Annotated in this window: 12 protein-coding genes; 8 read left to right on the top strand and 4 right to left on the bottom strand. The window is 73.1% G+C overall.

The genetic code is table 11. The annotated features are described in order from the left end of the window. The 4 genes from MCBG_RS27055 to MCBG_RS27065 all read right to left on the bottom strand — a co-directional run. Positions 1 to 1,917, bottom strand: a 1,917-nt coding sequence (locus MCBG_RS27055) for a sensor histidine kinase (protein ID WP_304413312.1), incomplete at its 3' end; no start/stop codon positions are given. Positions 1,918 to 1,981: 64 nt separating this feature from the next. Then, positions 1,982 to 3,001 (bottom strand): TAXI family TRAP transporter solute-binding subunit, encoded by a 1,020-nt coding sequence (locus MCBG_RS27060; protein WP_043329078.1) that lies wholly within the window; start codon positions 2,999 to 3,001, stop codon positions 1,982 to 1,984. After that, positions 2,977 to 3,381 carry a hypothetical protein gene (locus MCBG_RS34420; protein ID WP_223201345.1) on the bottom strand — a complete coding sequence of 135 codons (405 nt, stop codon included), beginning with the start codon at positions 3,379 to 3,381 and terminating at the stop codon, positions 2,977 to 2,979. The genes MCBG_RS27060 and MCBG_RS34420 overlap by 25 nt, the downstream gene beginning before the upstream one ends. Further along, positions 3,342 to 5,207, bottom strand: coding sequence for a TRAP transporter permease (locus MCBG_RS27065; protein ID WP_223201346.1), 1,866 nt, complete (start codon positions 5,205 to 5,207; stop codon positions 3,342 to 3,344). Before MCBG_RS27065 ends, MCBG_RS34420 begins: the two co-directional genes overlap by 40 nt. Before the next feature lie 910 nt (positions 5,208 to 6,117). On the opposite strand from MCBG_RS27065, the gene MCBG_RS27070 reads away from it, so the two are divergent. The 8 genes from MCBG_RS27070 to MCBG_RS27105 form a co-directional block, all read left to right on the top strand. Then, a complete protein-coding gene (locus MCBG_RS27070) occupies positions 6,118 to 7,134 on the top strand; it encodes a YihY/virulence factor BrkB family protein (RefSeq protein ID WP_043329080.1) in 1,017 nt (338 codons plus the stop codon). Positions 7,135 to 7,345: 211 nt separating this feature from the next. Then, positions 7,346 to 8,524 carry an ROK family protein gene (locus tag MCBG_RS27075; RefSeq protein ID WP_043329082.1) on the top strand — a complete coding sequence of 393 codons (1,179 nt, stop codon included), beginning with the start codon at positions 7,346 to 7,348 and terminating at the stop codon, positions 8,522 to 8,524. Further along, positions 8,521 to 10,083 (top strand): sugar ABC transporter ATP-binding protein, encoded by a 1,563-nt coding sequence (locus MCBG_RS27080; protein WP_043329084.1) that lies wholly within the window; start codon positions 8,521 to 8,523, stop codon positions 10,081 to 10,083. The genes MCBG_RS27075 and MCBG_RS27080 overlap by 4 nt, the downstream gene beginning before the upstream one ends. Beyond that, positions 10,080 to 11,168: an ABC transporter permease gene (locus tag MCBG_RS27085; protein ID WP_043329086.1), complete on the top strand. Its 1,089-nt coding sequence runs from the start codon at positions 10,080 to 10,082 to the stop codon at positions 11,166 to 11,168. Before MCBG_RS27080 ends, MCBG_RS27085 begins: the two co-directional genes overlap by 4 nt. A gap of 92 nt (positions 11,169 to 11,260) precedes the next feature. After that, positions 11,261 to 12,313 (top strand): substrate-binding domain-containing protein, encoded by a 1,053-nt coding sequence (locus tag MCBG_RS27090; protein WP_043329088.1) that lies wholly within the window; start codon positions 11,261 to 11,263, stop codon positions 12,311 to 12,313. 53 nt (positions 12,314 to 12,366) lie between these two features. Further along, the gene (locus MCBG_RS27095) at positions 12,367 to 13,539 is read left to right on the top strand and encodes a Gfo/Idh/MocA family protein (protein WP_369799367.1); all 1,173 of its coding nucleotides are present in this window, start codon (positions 12,367 to 12,369) and stop codon (positions 13,537 to 13,539) included. Between the two features lie 206 nt (positions 13,540 to 13,745). Further along, a complete protein-coding gene (locus MCBG_RS27100; protein ID WP_043329092.1) occupies positions 13,746 to 14,894 on the top strand; it encodes an inositol-3-phosphate synthase in 1,149 nt (382 codons plus the stop codon). Further along, the coding region (locus MCBG_RS27105; RefSeq protein ID WP_043329094.1) for a UbiA family prenyltransferase at positions 14,891 to 15,178 on the top strand (288 nt) is incomplete at its 3' end. The genes MCBG_RS27100 and MCBG_RS27105, both read left to right, overlap by 4 nt.

Here is a 15,178-nt window from a genome sequence, read left to right on the forward strand (position 1 = left end):
GTCAGCACCGACTCCGGTACGTCCACCTGCGCCACCGGCGGTGCCGGGGTTGTGCAACTGCACCCGGATCCCGTGCCGGGCGGCCAGGTGGGCCACCACGTGCAGGCCCATGCTGCCGGCGGCGGCGCTGGACAGGGTGGCCGGCGCGGCGAGCCGTTCGTTGATCTCGGCCAGCCGGCTCTCGCTGATGCCGATGCCCTGGTCGTGCACGCGCAGCACCAGCCCGTCGACGGTGCGCCGGCCGTCCACCAGCACCCGGGCCTCCGGCGGCGAGTAGACGGTGGCGTTCTCCAGCAACTCGGCCAGCAGATGCACCAGGTTGCCGGCCGCAGCGCCGTGCACCGCCGCGGTCGGCACGTCGATCTCCACCCGCGGATAGTCCTCGATCTCGGAGGCCGCCGCCCGTGCCACGTCGTCCAGCAGCAACGCGCCCTCGTGCCCCCGGCCCGGCTCGCCACCGGCGAGGACCAGCAGGTTCTCCCCGTTGCGCCGCAGCCGGGCGGCCAGGTGGTCCAGCGCGAAGAGCCGGGCCAGCGCGTCCGGATCGGTCTCCTCGCGTTCGAAGTCGTCGAGCAGCCGCAACTGCCGGGTGATCAGCGTCCGGATGCGCCGGGCCAGCGCCTCCGCCATCCGGGTCACGTCCAGCCGCAACTCCGCCTGCTGCCCGGCGAGCCGCAGCGCGGCCCGGTTCACCGTGTCGAACGCCTCGGCGACCTGCGCCACCTCGTCCCGACCGCGCCGGATCCCGTCCGTCATCCGGGTCGCCGGACCCTCCGCGGGCGCCCGTTCGCCCGCCGCGATCGCGGTGATCCGCTCCGGCAGCTCCCGGTTCGCCATGGTCAGCGCGGCCACCCGCAGCCGGCGCAACCGGCGGCTGGTCCGTACCGCCAGCAGCACGGCGGTGACGAGCGAGCCGAGCGCGACGGTGCTCGTCGCCCCGGCGGTCAGCACCGCGCGCAGCCGGGCCGCGGCGGCCAGGTCGGCCGCGTCCCGGTCCAGCCCGTCGGACAGGTCCCGGCCGAGCAGGTTGTACCGGCGGATCGCGCCGCTCTGCGCCACGTACCAGGCGTCGCCGTCGGTCTTCAGCGCGTCCGGCGCGCCGTCGGTGTCGAGCATCGCGTCGCGCATCCGCCGGGCCGTGGTCACGTCGGCGCCGTCGACCAGCCGGTACCAGGCAGCGTTCGCCGGGGCGGAGGCGATCCGCAGGAACTCGGCCTGCCGCTGCTCCCGGGCGCCCCGCAGCCGGCCCAGCCGGGCCAGCTCGCCGCGTTCCAGTCCGCCTCTGACGAACACCGCCCGCAGCAGGTCGCGCTCCAGCGCGGACAGGTGCTCCTGGGCGGCCACCGAGGCCACCTCACGGGCCTGGTTGGCCAGGTCGGCGTCCCGGAGTTGACTGGGCAGCGCGTCCGCGACCGCGAGCAGCGACTCCACGAGCGACACGTACGCCGGGTCGCCGCGCTCACCGGCCAGCGCCAGGTCCCGGGTCGGCGCGAGTTGCTCCAAGCGCCCGCGCGCGTCGTCCAGCACCCCCGCCAGGTCCGGGGCGGCCCGGCGCGCGTCACCCTGCGCCGAGCGGTAGCGCTCCACGGCCGTGTCGACCCGGCGGCGCTGCGCGTCCACGAGCGGGCGGCCGGACGTACCGCCGCGCTGGCGCAACGCGGCCGTCTCGCCCAGTTCGCGTTCCAGCTCGTGCACCAGACGTACGGTCGCGGTGGCGGTGCCGGCCAGCACGCGCGCCCGGTCGGCGTCGGCGGACGCGTCCAGCGCGGCGTCGGTCTGCGCCGCCCCCAGCACGACCAGCCCGGCCGTGGCGACCAGGATCGGGGCCAGCAGTTGGACGCGGACCGAGCGCAGGCGTCCGGTGCGGTCCGCGGAGCGGTGGTGCCGGCGTACGCGAGCCGGGTGGGGCAGCGGCACGGTGGTCTCCGGTCGGGTCGGGCGGGCCGGGCCCGGACGCGCGTCCGGACCCGGCCCGTTCAGGTCAGCTCGCGCCGAGGTCGCTCAGTGCCCGCTCCGCGCCGCGGTGCAGCGGCACCGGGTCGGTCTTGCGGGCGTTGCCCAGCTCGATGCCCTTCGCCGCCGGGTTCGCCTGGGCCAGGGCGTCCTTGGACTCGAACACCGTCCGGGTGATCGCGCAGGCCACGTCGGCGTCGAGGTTGTCCCGCACCAGCAGCACGTTCGGCACCACGATGGTGGGCACGTCGGCCGGGGTCCGGTAGATGTCCTTGCCGATGGTGCCCGCCTGGTACGCCGGGTTCAGCTCGGCCATCTTCGGCAGCAGCGGAGTGATGTCGACGAACTTCACCTTGTCGCCGGACGTGGTGAACAGGTCGGTGACCCCGCCGGTGGGTACGCCGCCGGACCAGAAGAAGCCGTCGATGCTGCCGTCCTTCATGCCGTCGACGGTCTTGGTGAGGTCCAGCCGCTGCGCCTGGACGTCCTTCGCCGGGTCCAGCCCGGCGGCGGTGAGCAGCCGGTTGGCGATGACCTCGGTGCCGGACTTCGGTGAGCCGGTGGAGATCTTCTTGCCCTTCATGTCGGCCACCGACGTGATGCCCGCGTCGGCCCGTACGACCACCTGGGTGTAGTTGTCGTAGATCCGGGCCAGCGCCTTGACCGGCTGCGGCGCGGTGAAGCTCCCCTTGCCCTGCACCGCGTTGACAGCGGTGTCGAACAGGGAGAACGCCACGTCGTACTGGCCGGCGACGAGCTGTTCGACGTTCTGCACCGAGGCGCCGGTCTCGGCGGCCGTCCCGGTGAGCTTGCCGTCGGTGGTCTTGCTCAGCTCACCGGCGAGCGCGTTGCCGACCACGTAGTAGACGCCGGTGGCGTTGCCGGTGGCGATACCGACCCGGGTGTCCTTGGTGACCTTGCAGCTGACCTCGCGGGCGGCGTCGTCCTTCGCCGCGCCGTCCTGACGGCCCCCGCAGCCGGCGGCACCGGCGGCGACCAGGACAAGCGCCCCGACACCCGCCACTATCCTCGCGTCGATCCGTCCCACTCTCTCTCCTCCCCAAGATCCACGGATTCTTCGACCGCCGGGCGGCCGGCGTGCCCGGCGGCGCCACGTCGGACGTACACGCCCGCGACCGTGAGCGCGGCGAGCGTCGCGCCGATCGCCATGGGCAGCGGTTCCAGCCAGAGCAGGACCAGCCCGGCGATCGCGCCGAGGATCCGCTCCGGCGCGCCGGCCGGGCCCACGCCCGGCAGCCAGCCGCCGGCCGCGACCGCCAGCACCGCCACGCCGAGCGCGGAGACCAGGCCGGCCGTCACGATCCGCCCGGGCCCGCCGATGCCGAGCAGTCCGAGGCCGGTCGGCGTGATCACGAAGGCCAGCGGGATCAGGTACGCCGGCAGCGCGTACCGCAGGGTCTGCCACATGGTCGGCACCAGGCGGCCGCCGGTGACCGCGGCGGCGGCGACCGCGGCGAGCGCGGTCGGCGGCGAGACCTCGGACAGCACCGCGAAGTAGAAGACGAACATGGCCGCGGCGGGCGCCTCGACACCCAGGTTTCAGCAGCGCCGGGCCGATGATCACCCAGCCGATGACGAAGGACGCGGTGACCGGCACGGCGAGGCCCAGCAGGCTGAGCGCGACGGCGGCGAGCACCGCGGTCAGCGCCAGCACCACGGCGGGCTCCGGGCTGACCGCCTGCGCGCCGCTGATCAGCAGCGAGGGGGGCCTGCGGCCCGAGCCCGGTCTTCGTGGTGGTGGCGGTGATGATGCCGGCCGCGGCGCACACGGCGCTCACCGCGAGCACCCCGCGTACGCCGTCGCGCAGCGCCGCCACCAGCCGGGCCGGCGTGAGGCGGTGCCGCCGGTCCAGGAAGGACAGCGCCGCCGCGATCACGGTGGCGACGACCACCGCCCGCATCGCCGACGCGCCGAGCGCCAGCACCACGATGATCACGAGGAGCGAGAGGAAGTGGTAGCCGAAACGGGCCAGCAGCCGCCAGGCCGAGCCGCTGTCGATGACCACCGGACGGACCCCGGAACGCCGCGCGTCGATCTCGACCGAGAACAGGATGCCCAGGTAGTAGAGGATCGTGGGCACCGTGGCCCAGCCGAGCACCTGCAGGTAGGACACGCCCAGGTACTCGGCGATGATGAACGCCGCCGCGCCGAGCGTGGGCGGGGACAGGATCGCCCCGACACCGGCGGCGGCCAGCATGCCGCCCGCGCGCTCGGCCGGGTAGCCGGCGCGGCGCAGGATCGGCCAGGTCACCGCGCCGATGCTGACGGTGGTGGCGGCGCCGGAGCCGGAGACCGTGCCGAGCAGGAAACCCGAGGCGACGGCGGTGCGCCCGGCGGCGGTACGGGAGCGGCGGAACGCGGCGGCGGACAGCTCCACGAAGAACCGGCCCGCGCCGGACAGGTCGAGCACCGCGCCGTAGATGGTGAACAGCACGATGTAGGAGGCGGCGACGTCCAGCGGCGTGCCGTAGAAGCCGCTGTCGGAGTTGTAGAACGCGTCGACCAGCTGCGCGAAGTCGAGCCCCGCGTGCGCCACCGGCCAGGACTGCGGCAGCAGCCCGCCGTAGTAGCCGTACCCGAGGAACAGCACGCAGACCGCCGGCAGGATCCACCCGGTGGTACGCCGGCACGCCTCCAGCAGCAGGAGCAGCAGCCCGGTGCCGAACGCCACGTCCAGCGGATCCAGCAGGCCCTGCCGGTCCAGGAAGGCGTCGTACCCGCCGCCGCCCGCACCGACGGCGACCGGCAGCACCGGGTAGAGGCAGACCACGAGCGCCGCGAGCGCCAGCAGCCAGTCCACGGGCGTGGGTCCGCGCCGGTCGTCCACGTCGACCGCGTCGGCCTCGGTGCGTCGCAGCCGCACCCCCGAGGGGTACGCGAGGAACACCATCGGCAGGACGCCGGCGAGGAAGAAGATGAGGTAGTACTTGCTGCCCTGGGCCAGCGGGAAGAACACCTGCCAGAGCGTCAGCAGCCCGACCGCGACGGTGACGCCGGTGAACAGGAAGCCGACTCCGCCGGCGAGGACCCGTCCCGGCTTCTCCTCCTCGAACCGGGCGGCCAGTTCCCGGGCGTCCTGCTGGGCCTGATCCGGGGCGTCCTGCGTCTCGGCCGGAGTGTGGTCCTCGGTGTGGTGCGGCACGGCCCGGCTGTGGTGGTGCGTCTCGCCCGGCCCGTCGTCGGACCACTCCGGACCGGCGACGACGCCCTCGTCCGGCGGGAGCGGCACCACCTCGGCGTCCACATCGGACCCCGGTCGTCCGCCGGACGGCGGCCGGGGTTTCGGGGGAGTCGCGTCGGAGGGGCGAACGGGCGGCACGAGGGGGCACGATACGCGAATTGCGCGCGCGTTGGGAACATTGCTTAACGTGATTGCAATGAGTGACGGTAATTGGGGTGACGCGCTCCGGCGGACGCTTCTTGAATCTCTTTCGTAATTGCGCGATCAAGGACTTCGGCAATGCCTTCCGGTGGTCGACCGGGCGCCTTTCCAACGATGAATGGCGAGTCACGGGAGCCGGTGGCGGTTACGGATAGTGCAGCGCGACCGACTGCTGTCGCAGGCCCTGTCGGCCCTCGGCGGTGCCGGCGCCGACCGGCGTCGGCAGTACGTGCTCCGGTGCCCGGAAGGCCCATGATCGAATTCATTCCGCCGAGGTCGCGGGCTCCTTCGTCATGCCGACGCCGCCACTGCGGCACGGTGGCTGTGCCGGGTGCCGCCGCCGATTCCACCGCGCGCCCGCCGTCGGCGGATCGGACGGGTGGAACGCCATGGGTGTCTCCGCCCCCGTTTGGCACCCATCACGTTCCACTCGTCGTGACGGTTGTCGAGATCTTGGGCGAGTTGTTGTCCGCTCCGGGCGGCGGGCGCCGAGATCTCCGGTCGAGTGCGTCGCGCTGTCGTGACGGGGTGCGGCGCCGGCGGGCTTTGCTCTGCAGCCACCCGCGCGGCAGCCACGCTGCGTAACCGTGTGCGCCGATGGATGCAGAGCGAGGCGGCGGGAAACGCGGACGGCCGCGATGGGCGTGAGTGGCCGCCTCGGGGGCAGGGGCGTCGGGCGGGTCTGCCGTTTTCGCGGGTGGTGGTTATGGCCGCCGTCGTCAGGGCATGTCGTCTGACGACGCGACGACGAGGAGGTGCCATGGCCGCCGACGAGGCTCCCGCCCGTGACGGGCGCGACCGCACGGAGCCGGTGGGCCCGGACGACGGTCCGGACAGCCCGACCGACCTGACCGCGACGGGCTGGATGGCGACGCTCAAGCGGACCGTCCGGGAGTTCCAGGACGACAGCCTGACCGACTGGGCCGCCGCGCTCACCTACTACGGCGTGCTCTCCATCTTCCCCGGCGTGCTGGTGCTGATCTCGCTGCTCGGCCTGCTCGGTGACCGGGCCACGGAGGGGGTCCGGGACACTGTCGGCCAGGCGGTGCCGGAGGAGAACATCCGCAAGATCATCGAGAGCGCGATCGACCAGGCCGGCCAGTCCGGCGGGCTGGCCAGCATCGCGGCCGTCATCGGTCTGGTCGCGGCCTTCTGGTCCGCCTCCGGCTACATCGCCGCGTTCATGCGCGCCTCGAACAGCATCTACGACGTGCCGGAGGGGCGGCCGATCTGGAAGACGCTGCCGGTACGCCTCGGCGTGACCGCGGTGATCGGCGTGATGCTGCTGATCAGCGCCGTGATCGTGGTGTTCACCGGCGGCCTGGCCGAGCAGGCCGGAAACGCGATCGGGCTCGGCTCGACCGCCGTCACGGTGTGGAACATCGCCAAGTGGCCGGTGTTGCTGGTGCTGGTGAGCCTGATGTTCGCGATCCTCTACTGGGCTTCGCCGAACGCCCGGCACGGCGGCTTCCGCTGGGTCAGCCCCGGCGGCGTGCTCGCGGTGGTGCTCTGGCTCGTGGTGTCCGGCCTCTTCGCGCTCTACGTCAGCAACTTCGGTTCGTACAACAAGACGTACGGCGCGGTGGCCGGCGTGATCATCTTCCTGGTCTGGCTCTGGCTGAGCAACGTGGCCATCCTGCTCGGCGCGGAGTTCGACGCCGAGCTGGAGCGCAGCCGGGCCATCGCGGCCGGCCACCCGGCCGACGAGGAGCCCTACGTGGAGCTGCGCGACGACCGCAAGCTGCGCAAGAAGGGCAATGCCTCCTCCCACCACTGACCGCTGACCGCACCTCGCCGCCCCGCCCGGATGCGCCCGGGCGGGGCTGCGCGTTTTTCTGGCCCGGCAACTCTTTTGTTCGTATGGACAAAAGTTTGCATCAGGCGTGCCGAAGCTATGGACATGCGACCCGGAAGGCTCCTACTGTGTCGGACACAACACACATCGCCATGGTCGATGTGACGGACTTCCGATGCGGAGGTGACTGCCGGTGCGGACGGTCGACCCCCTGCACGTACGGCTCCTGCGGCTGCTCCGGGACGAGGGCGCGGTGTCCCGCGCCGAACTCGGCGACCGCCTCCAGATGCCCCGCCCGCGCCTGCTCGCCGAGCTGGAACGGCTCGTCTCCCTCGGGTACGTGGCCGAGGCCGGGCTGGCCGCCTCCCGGGGCGGGCGGCGCTCCACCCTGGTCGAGCTGAGCCCGCACCTGCGGTTCGCCGCCGTCGACCTGGGCGCCAGCTCGATCGACGTGGAGGTGGTCAACGGCCGGCTGGAGCCGGTGGCCGCCTACACCGAGACCGCCGACATCCGCTCCGGCCCGAAGGTGACGCTCCAGCGCGTCAACGAGCTGCTGCACAAGGCCAAGGTGGACGGCGCGTACGAGCGGCTCGACGCGGTCGGCATCGGCGTACCGGGGCCGGTGAGCTTCCGCGACGGCGTGCCGGTCTCCCCGCCGATCATGCCGGGGTGGGACCGGTTCCCGGTCCGCGAGCTGCTGACCCGGGAGCACGGCTGCCCGGCGGTGGTGGACAACGACGTCAACATCATGGCGATCGGGGAGCGGCACGGCGGCGTGGCCCACTCGGTCGACGACTTCCTGTTCATCAAGATCGGCACCGGCATCGGCTGTGGCATCTACCTGCACGGCGAGGTCTACCGGGGCACCGACGGCTGCGCCGGGGACATCGGCCACATCCAGGTCGACCCGAACGGCCCGATGTGTTCCTGCGGCAACGTCGGCTGTCTGGAGGCGGTGTTCAGCGGCGCCGCGCTGGCCCGCGAGGCGACTGTCGCGGCCCGCACCGAGGTCTCCCCGGCGCTGGCCGAGCGGTTCGCCGCCCGGGGTGTGGTGACCGCGCTGGACGTGGCGCAGGGGGCGATCGAGGGGGACGTCTCCTGCATCCAGCTCATCCGGGACGGCGGCCGGCGGGTCGGCAGCGTGCTGGCCGGGCTGGTCAGCTTCACCAACCCGTCGATGATCGTGATCGGCGGCGGACTGGCCCAGCTCGGCCACATCCTGCTCGCCGAGATCCGCAGCGTGGTCTACCGCCGCTCGCTGCCGCTGGCCACCGGCAACCTGCCGGTCGTCCTGTCCGAGCTGGGCCCGCGCGCCGGCGTCGCCGGCGCGGCCGTGCTGGCAAGTGACCTCGCGTTCGGGGAGGCAGCATGACCGGGAAGCCGCTGGTCGAGGCGCCCGCGGACGCCGTCGCGGGCGAGGTGGTGCTGCGCCTCACCGACGTCGTCAAGACGTTCCCGGGGGTACGCGCGCTCGACGGCGTGCAACTGGAGGTACGCGCCGGCGAGGTGCACTGCCTGCTGGGGCAGAACGGCGCCGGCAAGTCCACGCTGATCAAGGTGCTGGCCGGGGTGCACCGGCCGGACTCCGGCGAGGTCGTGTGGCGGGGTGAGCCGGCGTCGTTCGCCAACCCGCAGGCCGCCATGCGCGCCGGCATCGCCACCATCTACCAGGAACTCGACCTGGTCGACGACCTGTCGGTGGCGGAGAACGCGTTCCTCGGCCACGAGCCGCGCCGGTTCGGCTTCGTCCGGCGGGGGCACATGGCCCGGCGTACCCGGCAGATCCTGGCCCGGCTCGGCCACCCGGAGATCCCGCCGGGGCGGCTGGTGCGGCACCTGCCCGCCGCCGGCAAGCAGATCGTCAGCATGGCGCGGGCGCTCTCCCACGAGGCCCGGCTGATCATCATGGACGAGCCGAGCGCGGTGCTGGCCCACGACGAGGTGGCGAACCTGTTCCGGATCATCCGGGAACTCACCGCGCAGGGCATCGCTGTCATCTACATCTCGCACCGGCTGGAGGAGATCCGCGAGATCGGCGACCGGGTCACCGTACTCAAGGACGGCCGGACCACGGCGGCGAGCCTGCCGGCCCGCGAGACGCCGACCCGCGACCTGGTCGCCCGGATGACCGGGCGGACCATCGAGTACGTCTTCCCGCAGCGCCCGGCCGACCACGGGGGTGGCGCGGAGCTGCTGCGGGTGGACGGGCTGACCCGGCCCGGCGAGTTCGCCGACGTCTCGCTCCGGGTCCGGGCGGGAGAGATCGTCGGCATCGCCGGGCTGGTCGGCTCGGGCCGGTCGGAGCTGCTGGAGACCATCTTCGGCGCGCGCCGGGCGCACGCCGGGACGGTCCGGGTGAACGGCCGGACGCTGCGTCCCGGCAGTGTGGGCGCGGCGGTACGGGCCGGGATGGGCATGGCGCCGGAGGAGCGCAAGAGCCAGGCGCTGCTGCTCGGTGAACCGATCTACCGCAACGTCACGCTCGCCACGTTCGGCAGGTACGCCCGCCTCGGGTTCACCGACGCCGGGCGGGAACGCGCCGAGGCGGACCGGATCGCCGAGTCGCTGGAGCTGCGGCCCCGCGACGTACGGCGGCCGGTGCGCACGCTGTCCGGCGGCAACCAGCAGAAGGTGGTGGTCGGCCGGTGGCTGCTCGGTGACACCCGGCTGCTGCTGCTCGACGAGCCGACCCGGGGCGTGGACGTGGGCGCCCGGGCCGAGCTTTACCAGGTGATCCGCGATCTGGCCGCCCGGGGCGTCGGGGTGCTGCTGGTCTCCAGCGAGGTGCCCGAGGTGCTGGGCCTGGCCGACCGGGTGCTGGTGATGCGGGAGGGCCGGGTGGTCCGCGAGGCGCCGGCCGGCGAACTGGACGAGAACACCGTGCTCGACCTCGTCATGGCGGGGTCCCTCATGGAAGGCGCACCGGCATGAGCGATGTAACCGAATCCGCCCTGCCCGCGCAGTCGCCGCCGGTGGAGCGGACGGAGACCGCCAAGGTCGACGCGCCGGCGAAGCTCTCCTGGTGGCGCGGCGACGGCGGGGAGGGCGTCAAGCGCAACCTCGGCCTGCTCGCCACGCTCGTCGTGCTGGTGGTCATCGGCATCCTGACCCGCCCCGACCTCTACGGCGACCCGAACTGGGTGTGGGGCAACACGCTCACCATTCTCAAGCTCGCCTCGGTGGTCGGCGTGGTCACCGTCGGCATGACCTTCGTGATCATCGGCGGCGGCATCGACCTGTCGGTCGGCGCGATCGTCGCGCTGGCCGGGGTCTGGTGCACCACTGTCGCCACGCAGAGCTACGGCGCGGGCGGCATGATCTTCACCGCGCTGACCGTCGGGCTCGCCGTCGGCGTGGTGAACGGGCTGCTCGTGTCGTACGGGCGGCTGGTGCCGTTCATCGCCACGCTGGCGATGCTCGTCGCCGCCCGGGGGCTGGCGGCGGAGATCTCCGACAAGCAGACCCAGGTGTCGGGCAACACGTTCATCAACGGCATCGCCAGCACGAACGTGCTCGGCATTCCGCTGCTGGTCTACATCCTGGTGGCGGTGGTGGCGGCCGGCTGGGTGCTGTTGAACCGGACCACGTTCGGCCGCCGTACGGTGGCGGTCGGCGGCAACCCGGAGGCGGCCCGGCTCGCCGGCATCAACGTGCGCCGGCACACCGTGCTCCTCTACGCGCTGTCCGGCCTGTGCTGCGGCATCGCCGCGGTCATGCTGACCGCGCAGGCCACCTCCGCGCAGGCGGCGATGGCCAACCTCTACGAGCTGGACGCGATCGCCGCCGCGATCATCGGCGGCACGCTGCTCAGCGGCGGGCGGGGCACGATCATCGGCTCCCTGCTCGGGGTGATCATCTTCTCCACGATCACCAACCTGTTCGCCATCAACAACCTCTCCGCCGAGGCCCAGAACATGGTCAAGGGCGGCATCATCGTCGCCGCCGTCCTGGTCCAGCAGGTGCAGTTCGGCAGCCTCACCCAGTTCCTCGCCCGCAACCGGGCCACCACCACCTGACCCCACCCGCGCACACCAGGCTGCCGTCGTACCGACTGCGGTCCGGCCCGCCACACCCGAAACCACCCCACCACCTCATCCCAGGAGGCGTCATGAGAACACCGCGCCATGACCTGTCCCGCCGCCGGCTGCTCTTCGGCGGGGCCGCGGTCTCCGCCGGGGTGCTGCTCGCCGGCTGCACCAGCAACGAGCAGAGCCCGACCGAGGCACAGACCAAGGCGGCCGGTTCCGGCGCCAACACCGAGCCGGGCAAGAAGGTGACCATCGGCTTCTCCGCCCCGGCCGCCGACCACGGCTGGATCGCCGCCATCACGAACAACGCCAAGGCGCAGGCCGGGGCGTACCAGGACGTGGAGCTGAAGTCGGTCGAGGCCGGCGCGGACGCGGCGGCCCAGCGGGCGGCGCTGTCCACGCTGATCTCGCAGAAGCCCGACGTGATCGTGCTGCTGCCGCACGACGGCAAGGAACTCAACGCGTTCGGCCTGGAGGCGATGAAGGCCGGCATCCCGGTGGTGAACCTGGACCGGGCCTTCCCGGACGCGCGCGCCTACCGGTGCCAGATCAAGGGCGACAACTACGGCATGGGGGTGGCCGCCGCCACGTACATCGCCGAGCAGCTCAAGACCAAGGGCGTGAGCAACCCGGTGATCGGCGAGATCCCCGGCATCGAGTCGCTGGAGCTGACCCAGGAACGGTCGAAGGGGTTCGCCGACACGCTCGCCTCGTACGGGTTCAAGGTCGCCAACCGGCGCCCCGCCGAGTTCACAGTCGACTCCGGGCAGCAGGCCGCCACCGGCCTGTTCCAGGCACTGCCGAAGATCGACGCGGTCTGGAACCACGACGACGACCAGGGCATCGGCGTGCTCGCGGCGGTCAACCAGGCCAACCGCAAGGAATTCATCATGGTCGGCGGCGCCGGCTCCAAGAAGGCCATGGAGGACATCGCCGCCGACAACACGGTCCTCAAGGCCACAGTCACCTACAGCCCGTCGATGGCCTCCTCGGCCATCTCCCTGGCCCGCCTGATCGGCCAGGGCAAGGGCATGTCCGACCTGGTCGAACTCCAGGTACCGAAGGAGATCGTGCTCGCCTCCGAGACGATCACCAAGGAGAACGCGAGCGACTACCTGAAGCTCGGGTTCTGACACACGGGGGGAGACCCACCTTGTCCAGTCACGACAGCATCCTGCGGGTCGGCATGGTCGGCTACGCGTTCATGGGCGCCGCGCACTCCCAGGCGTGGCGCACCGTGAACCGGGTGTTCGACCTGCCGTCCCGGGTACGGATGGCGCTCGTCTGCGGCCGGGACGAGCCGAAGGTGGCCGAGGCCGCCGACCGGCTCGGCTGGGACGGCTACACCACCGACTGGCGGCGGCTCGTCGAGTCCGACGAGATCGACGTGGTCGACATCTGCACGCCGGGGGACAGCCACCGCGAGATCGCGCTCGCCGCGCTCGCCGCGGGCAAGCACGTGCTGTGCGAGAAGCCGCTGGCGAACAGCGTCGCCGAGGCCCGCGAGATGACCGGGGCCGCGGCCCGGGCCCGCGAGTCCGGGGTACGCGCGATGTGCGGCTTCAACTACCGGCGGGTGCCCGCTGTCGCCCTGATGCGGCAGCTGGTGGCCGACGGGCGGATCGGCGAGATCCGGCACGTCCGGGCGGTCTACCTCCAGGACTGGATCGTCGACCCGCAGTTCCCGCTGGTGTGGCGGTTGCAGAAGGACAGGGCGGGCTCCGGCGCGCTCGGCGACATCGGCGCGCACATCATCGACCTGACCCAGTACGTGACAGGTCAGCTCATCAGCGGGGTCAGCGCGCTGACCGAGACGTTCGTCCGCCAGCGGCCACTCGTCGCCGGGTCGAGCGGCCTGGCCGCGCAGGCCGACGGCAACGGCAGCGCCATGGGCCAGGTGACAGTGGACGACGCGGCGGTGTTCGTGGCCCGGCTCGACGGGGGAGCGCTCGCCACGTACGAGGCGACCCGGTTCGCCACCGGCCGCAAGAACGCCCTGCGCGTCGAGATCAACGGCTCGCGTGGCAGCGTCGTGTTCGACCTGGAACGCCTCAACGAGCTGGAGTTCCTGGACGCCACCCGGCCCGCCGCCGAGCAGGGCTTCAGCCGGATCCTGGTGACCGAGCCGGACCACCCGTACCTGGGTGCGTGGTGGCCGCCCGGCCACATCATCGGCTACGAGCACTCCTTCACCCACCAGGCGCGCGACTTCATCGAGGCGGTCGCCACCGGCGCCGACCCGGCCCCGTCGTTCGCCGACGCGCTGCAGGTCCAGCTCGTGCTCGACGCGGTGACCCGCTCGGCCGAGCGGGCCGCCTGGACGGAGGTGGAGCCCGCGCTGGCCGAAGCTTCCGCCTGATCCGAGGCGGGCCAGGCCCGCCCGACACTCACCGGCGCCGGCCGGCGAGGGCCCGCCGCGGTTGCGCCCCGCGGCGGGGACGAGGCCGGCTCCGGGGAGCGTGCCGCCGGTGTCCGCCGGCACGACCAGCACGGCCCTCCGGTGCGGCCGGACCGGGATTCCCCGGCCGCACCGGCGGACCGGCCTTACCTGGGGAGGTAGCGCGAATGCGTACGGGTGTGTGGCTGGTGGGTGCGCGCGGCTCGGTCGCCACCACCGCCGTGGTCGGCGGGCTGGCCCTGCGGGCCGGGCTCACCGCGCCGACCGGATGCGTGACCGAGCTGCCCGACCTGCGCGGGCCCGCCCTGCCGGGCTTCGCCGATCTCGTCTTCGGCGGCCACGACGTGGTCGCCACCCCGCTCACCAAACGCGCCGAGGCGCTCGCCGCCGCCGGGGTGCTGCCCGCCCGGCTGGCCGATGCCGTCGCGCCGGACCTGGCCGCCGTCGAGGCGGCGCTGCGACCCGCGCCGGCCGAGGGCGACCAGGGCGAGCGGATCGCCGCCGTGGTGCGCGACCTGACCGGGTTCCGCACTCGGCACGGGCTGGACCGGGTGGTGGTGGTCAACGTCGCCGCCACCGAACCGGCGCCCGCACCGCACCCGGCCCACCACGACCTGGCCACGCTGCGCGACGCGCTGACCGGCCCGGCCGGCGTGCTGCCGCCCAGCTCTGCCTACGCGTACGCGGCGTTCACCGCCGGCTGCCCGTACGTGGACTTCACCCCGTCGACCGGCGCCCGCCTGCCGGCCCTGGCCGCGCTCGCCGCCGAACGCGGGCTGCCGTACGCCGGGCACGACGGCAAGACCGGCGAGACGCTGCTCAAGTCGGTGCTCGCGCCGATGTTCGCGATGCGGCACCTCGCCGTGCGCTCCTGGTCCGGCACGAACCTGCTCGGCGGCGGCGACGGCGCCACGCTCGCCGACCCGGCCGCCAACGCCGCCAAGGTCGGCAGCAAGCAGCGGGTGCTCGCCGAGACGCTGGGCTACCTGCCCCAGGGTGGCACCCGGATCGAGTACGTCGAGGAACTGGGCGACTTCAAGACCGCCTGGGACCTGATCACGTTCGCCGGTTTCCTCGGCACCGGCATGCGGATGGAGTTCACCTGGCACGGCTGCGACTCGGCGCTCGCCGCGCCGCTCGTGCTGGACCTGGCCCGGCTCACCGCCGCCGCGCACGCCGCCGGCCGCCACGGCCCGCTGACCGAACTGGCGTTCTTCTTCAAGGACCCGCTCGGCGCGACCGGCCACGCGCTCGGCGAGCAGTGGACGGCGCTGCGGGACTTCGCCGCCGGCCTGCACGCCCGGGTGACGCCGTGACCCGCCTGGCCGACCTGGCCGAACTGGTCCGGGCGCCGGCCGCGCTCTCCGTACCCGGGGACGTGCTGTCCGGCGCCGCCGCGGCCGGATCGCTGGACCGCCGGACGCCCGCCCTGGCCGGCGCGTCGGTGCTGCTCTACTGGGCCGGGATGGCCGCCAACGACTGGGCGGACCGGCGGCTGGACGCGGTCGAACGGCCGGAACGGCCGATCCCGTCCGGCCGGGTGCGCCCGTCCGTGGCGCTCGGCGTCGCGTCCGGCCTCACCGCCGCCGGGCTCGCGGTC

This window comes from Micromonospora sp. M42 (assembly GCF_000568915.1).
Lineage (GTDB): Bacteria > Actinomycetota > Actinomycetes > Mycobacteriales > Micromonosporaceae > Micromonospora > Micromonospora chalcea.

Coding starts and splice junctions, on each gene's coding strand:
- MCBG_RS27085 (WP_043329086.1), top strand. CDS start 10,080: ATGAGCGATGTAACCGAATCCGCCCTGCCCGCGCAGTCGCCGCCGGTG.
- MCBG_RS27100 (WP_043329092.1), top strand. CDS start 13,746: ATGCGTACGGGTGTGTGGCTGGTGGGTGCGCGCGGCTCGGTCGCCACC.
- MCBG_RS27090 (WP_043329088.1), top strand. CDS start 11,261: ATGAGAACACCGCGCCATGACCTGTCCCGCCGCCGGCTGCTCTTCGGC.
- MCBG_RS34420 (WP_223201345.1), bottom strand. CDS start 3,381: ATGTGGCAGACCCTGCGGTACGCGCTGCCGGCGTACCTGATCCCGCTG.
- MCBG_RS27070 (WP_043329080.1), top strand. CDS start 6,118: ATGGCCGCCGACGAGGCTCCCGCCCGTGACGGGCGCGACCGCACGGAG.
- MCBG_RS27080 (WP_043329084.1), top strand. CDS start 8,521: ATGACCGGGAAGCCGCTGGTCGAGGCGCCCGCGGACGCCGTCGCGGGC.
- MCBG_RS27095 (WP_369799367.1), top strand. CDS start 12,367: ATGGTCGGCTACGCGTTCATGGGCGCCGCGCACTCCCAGGCGTGGCGC.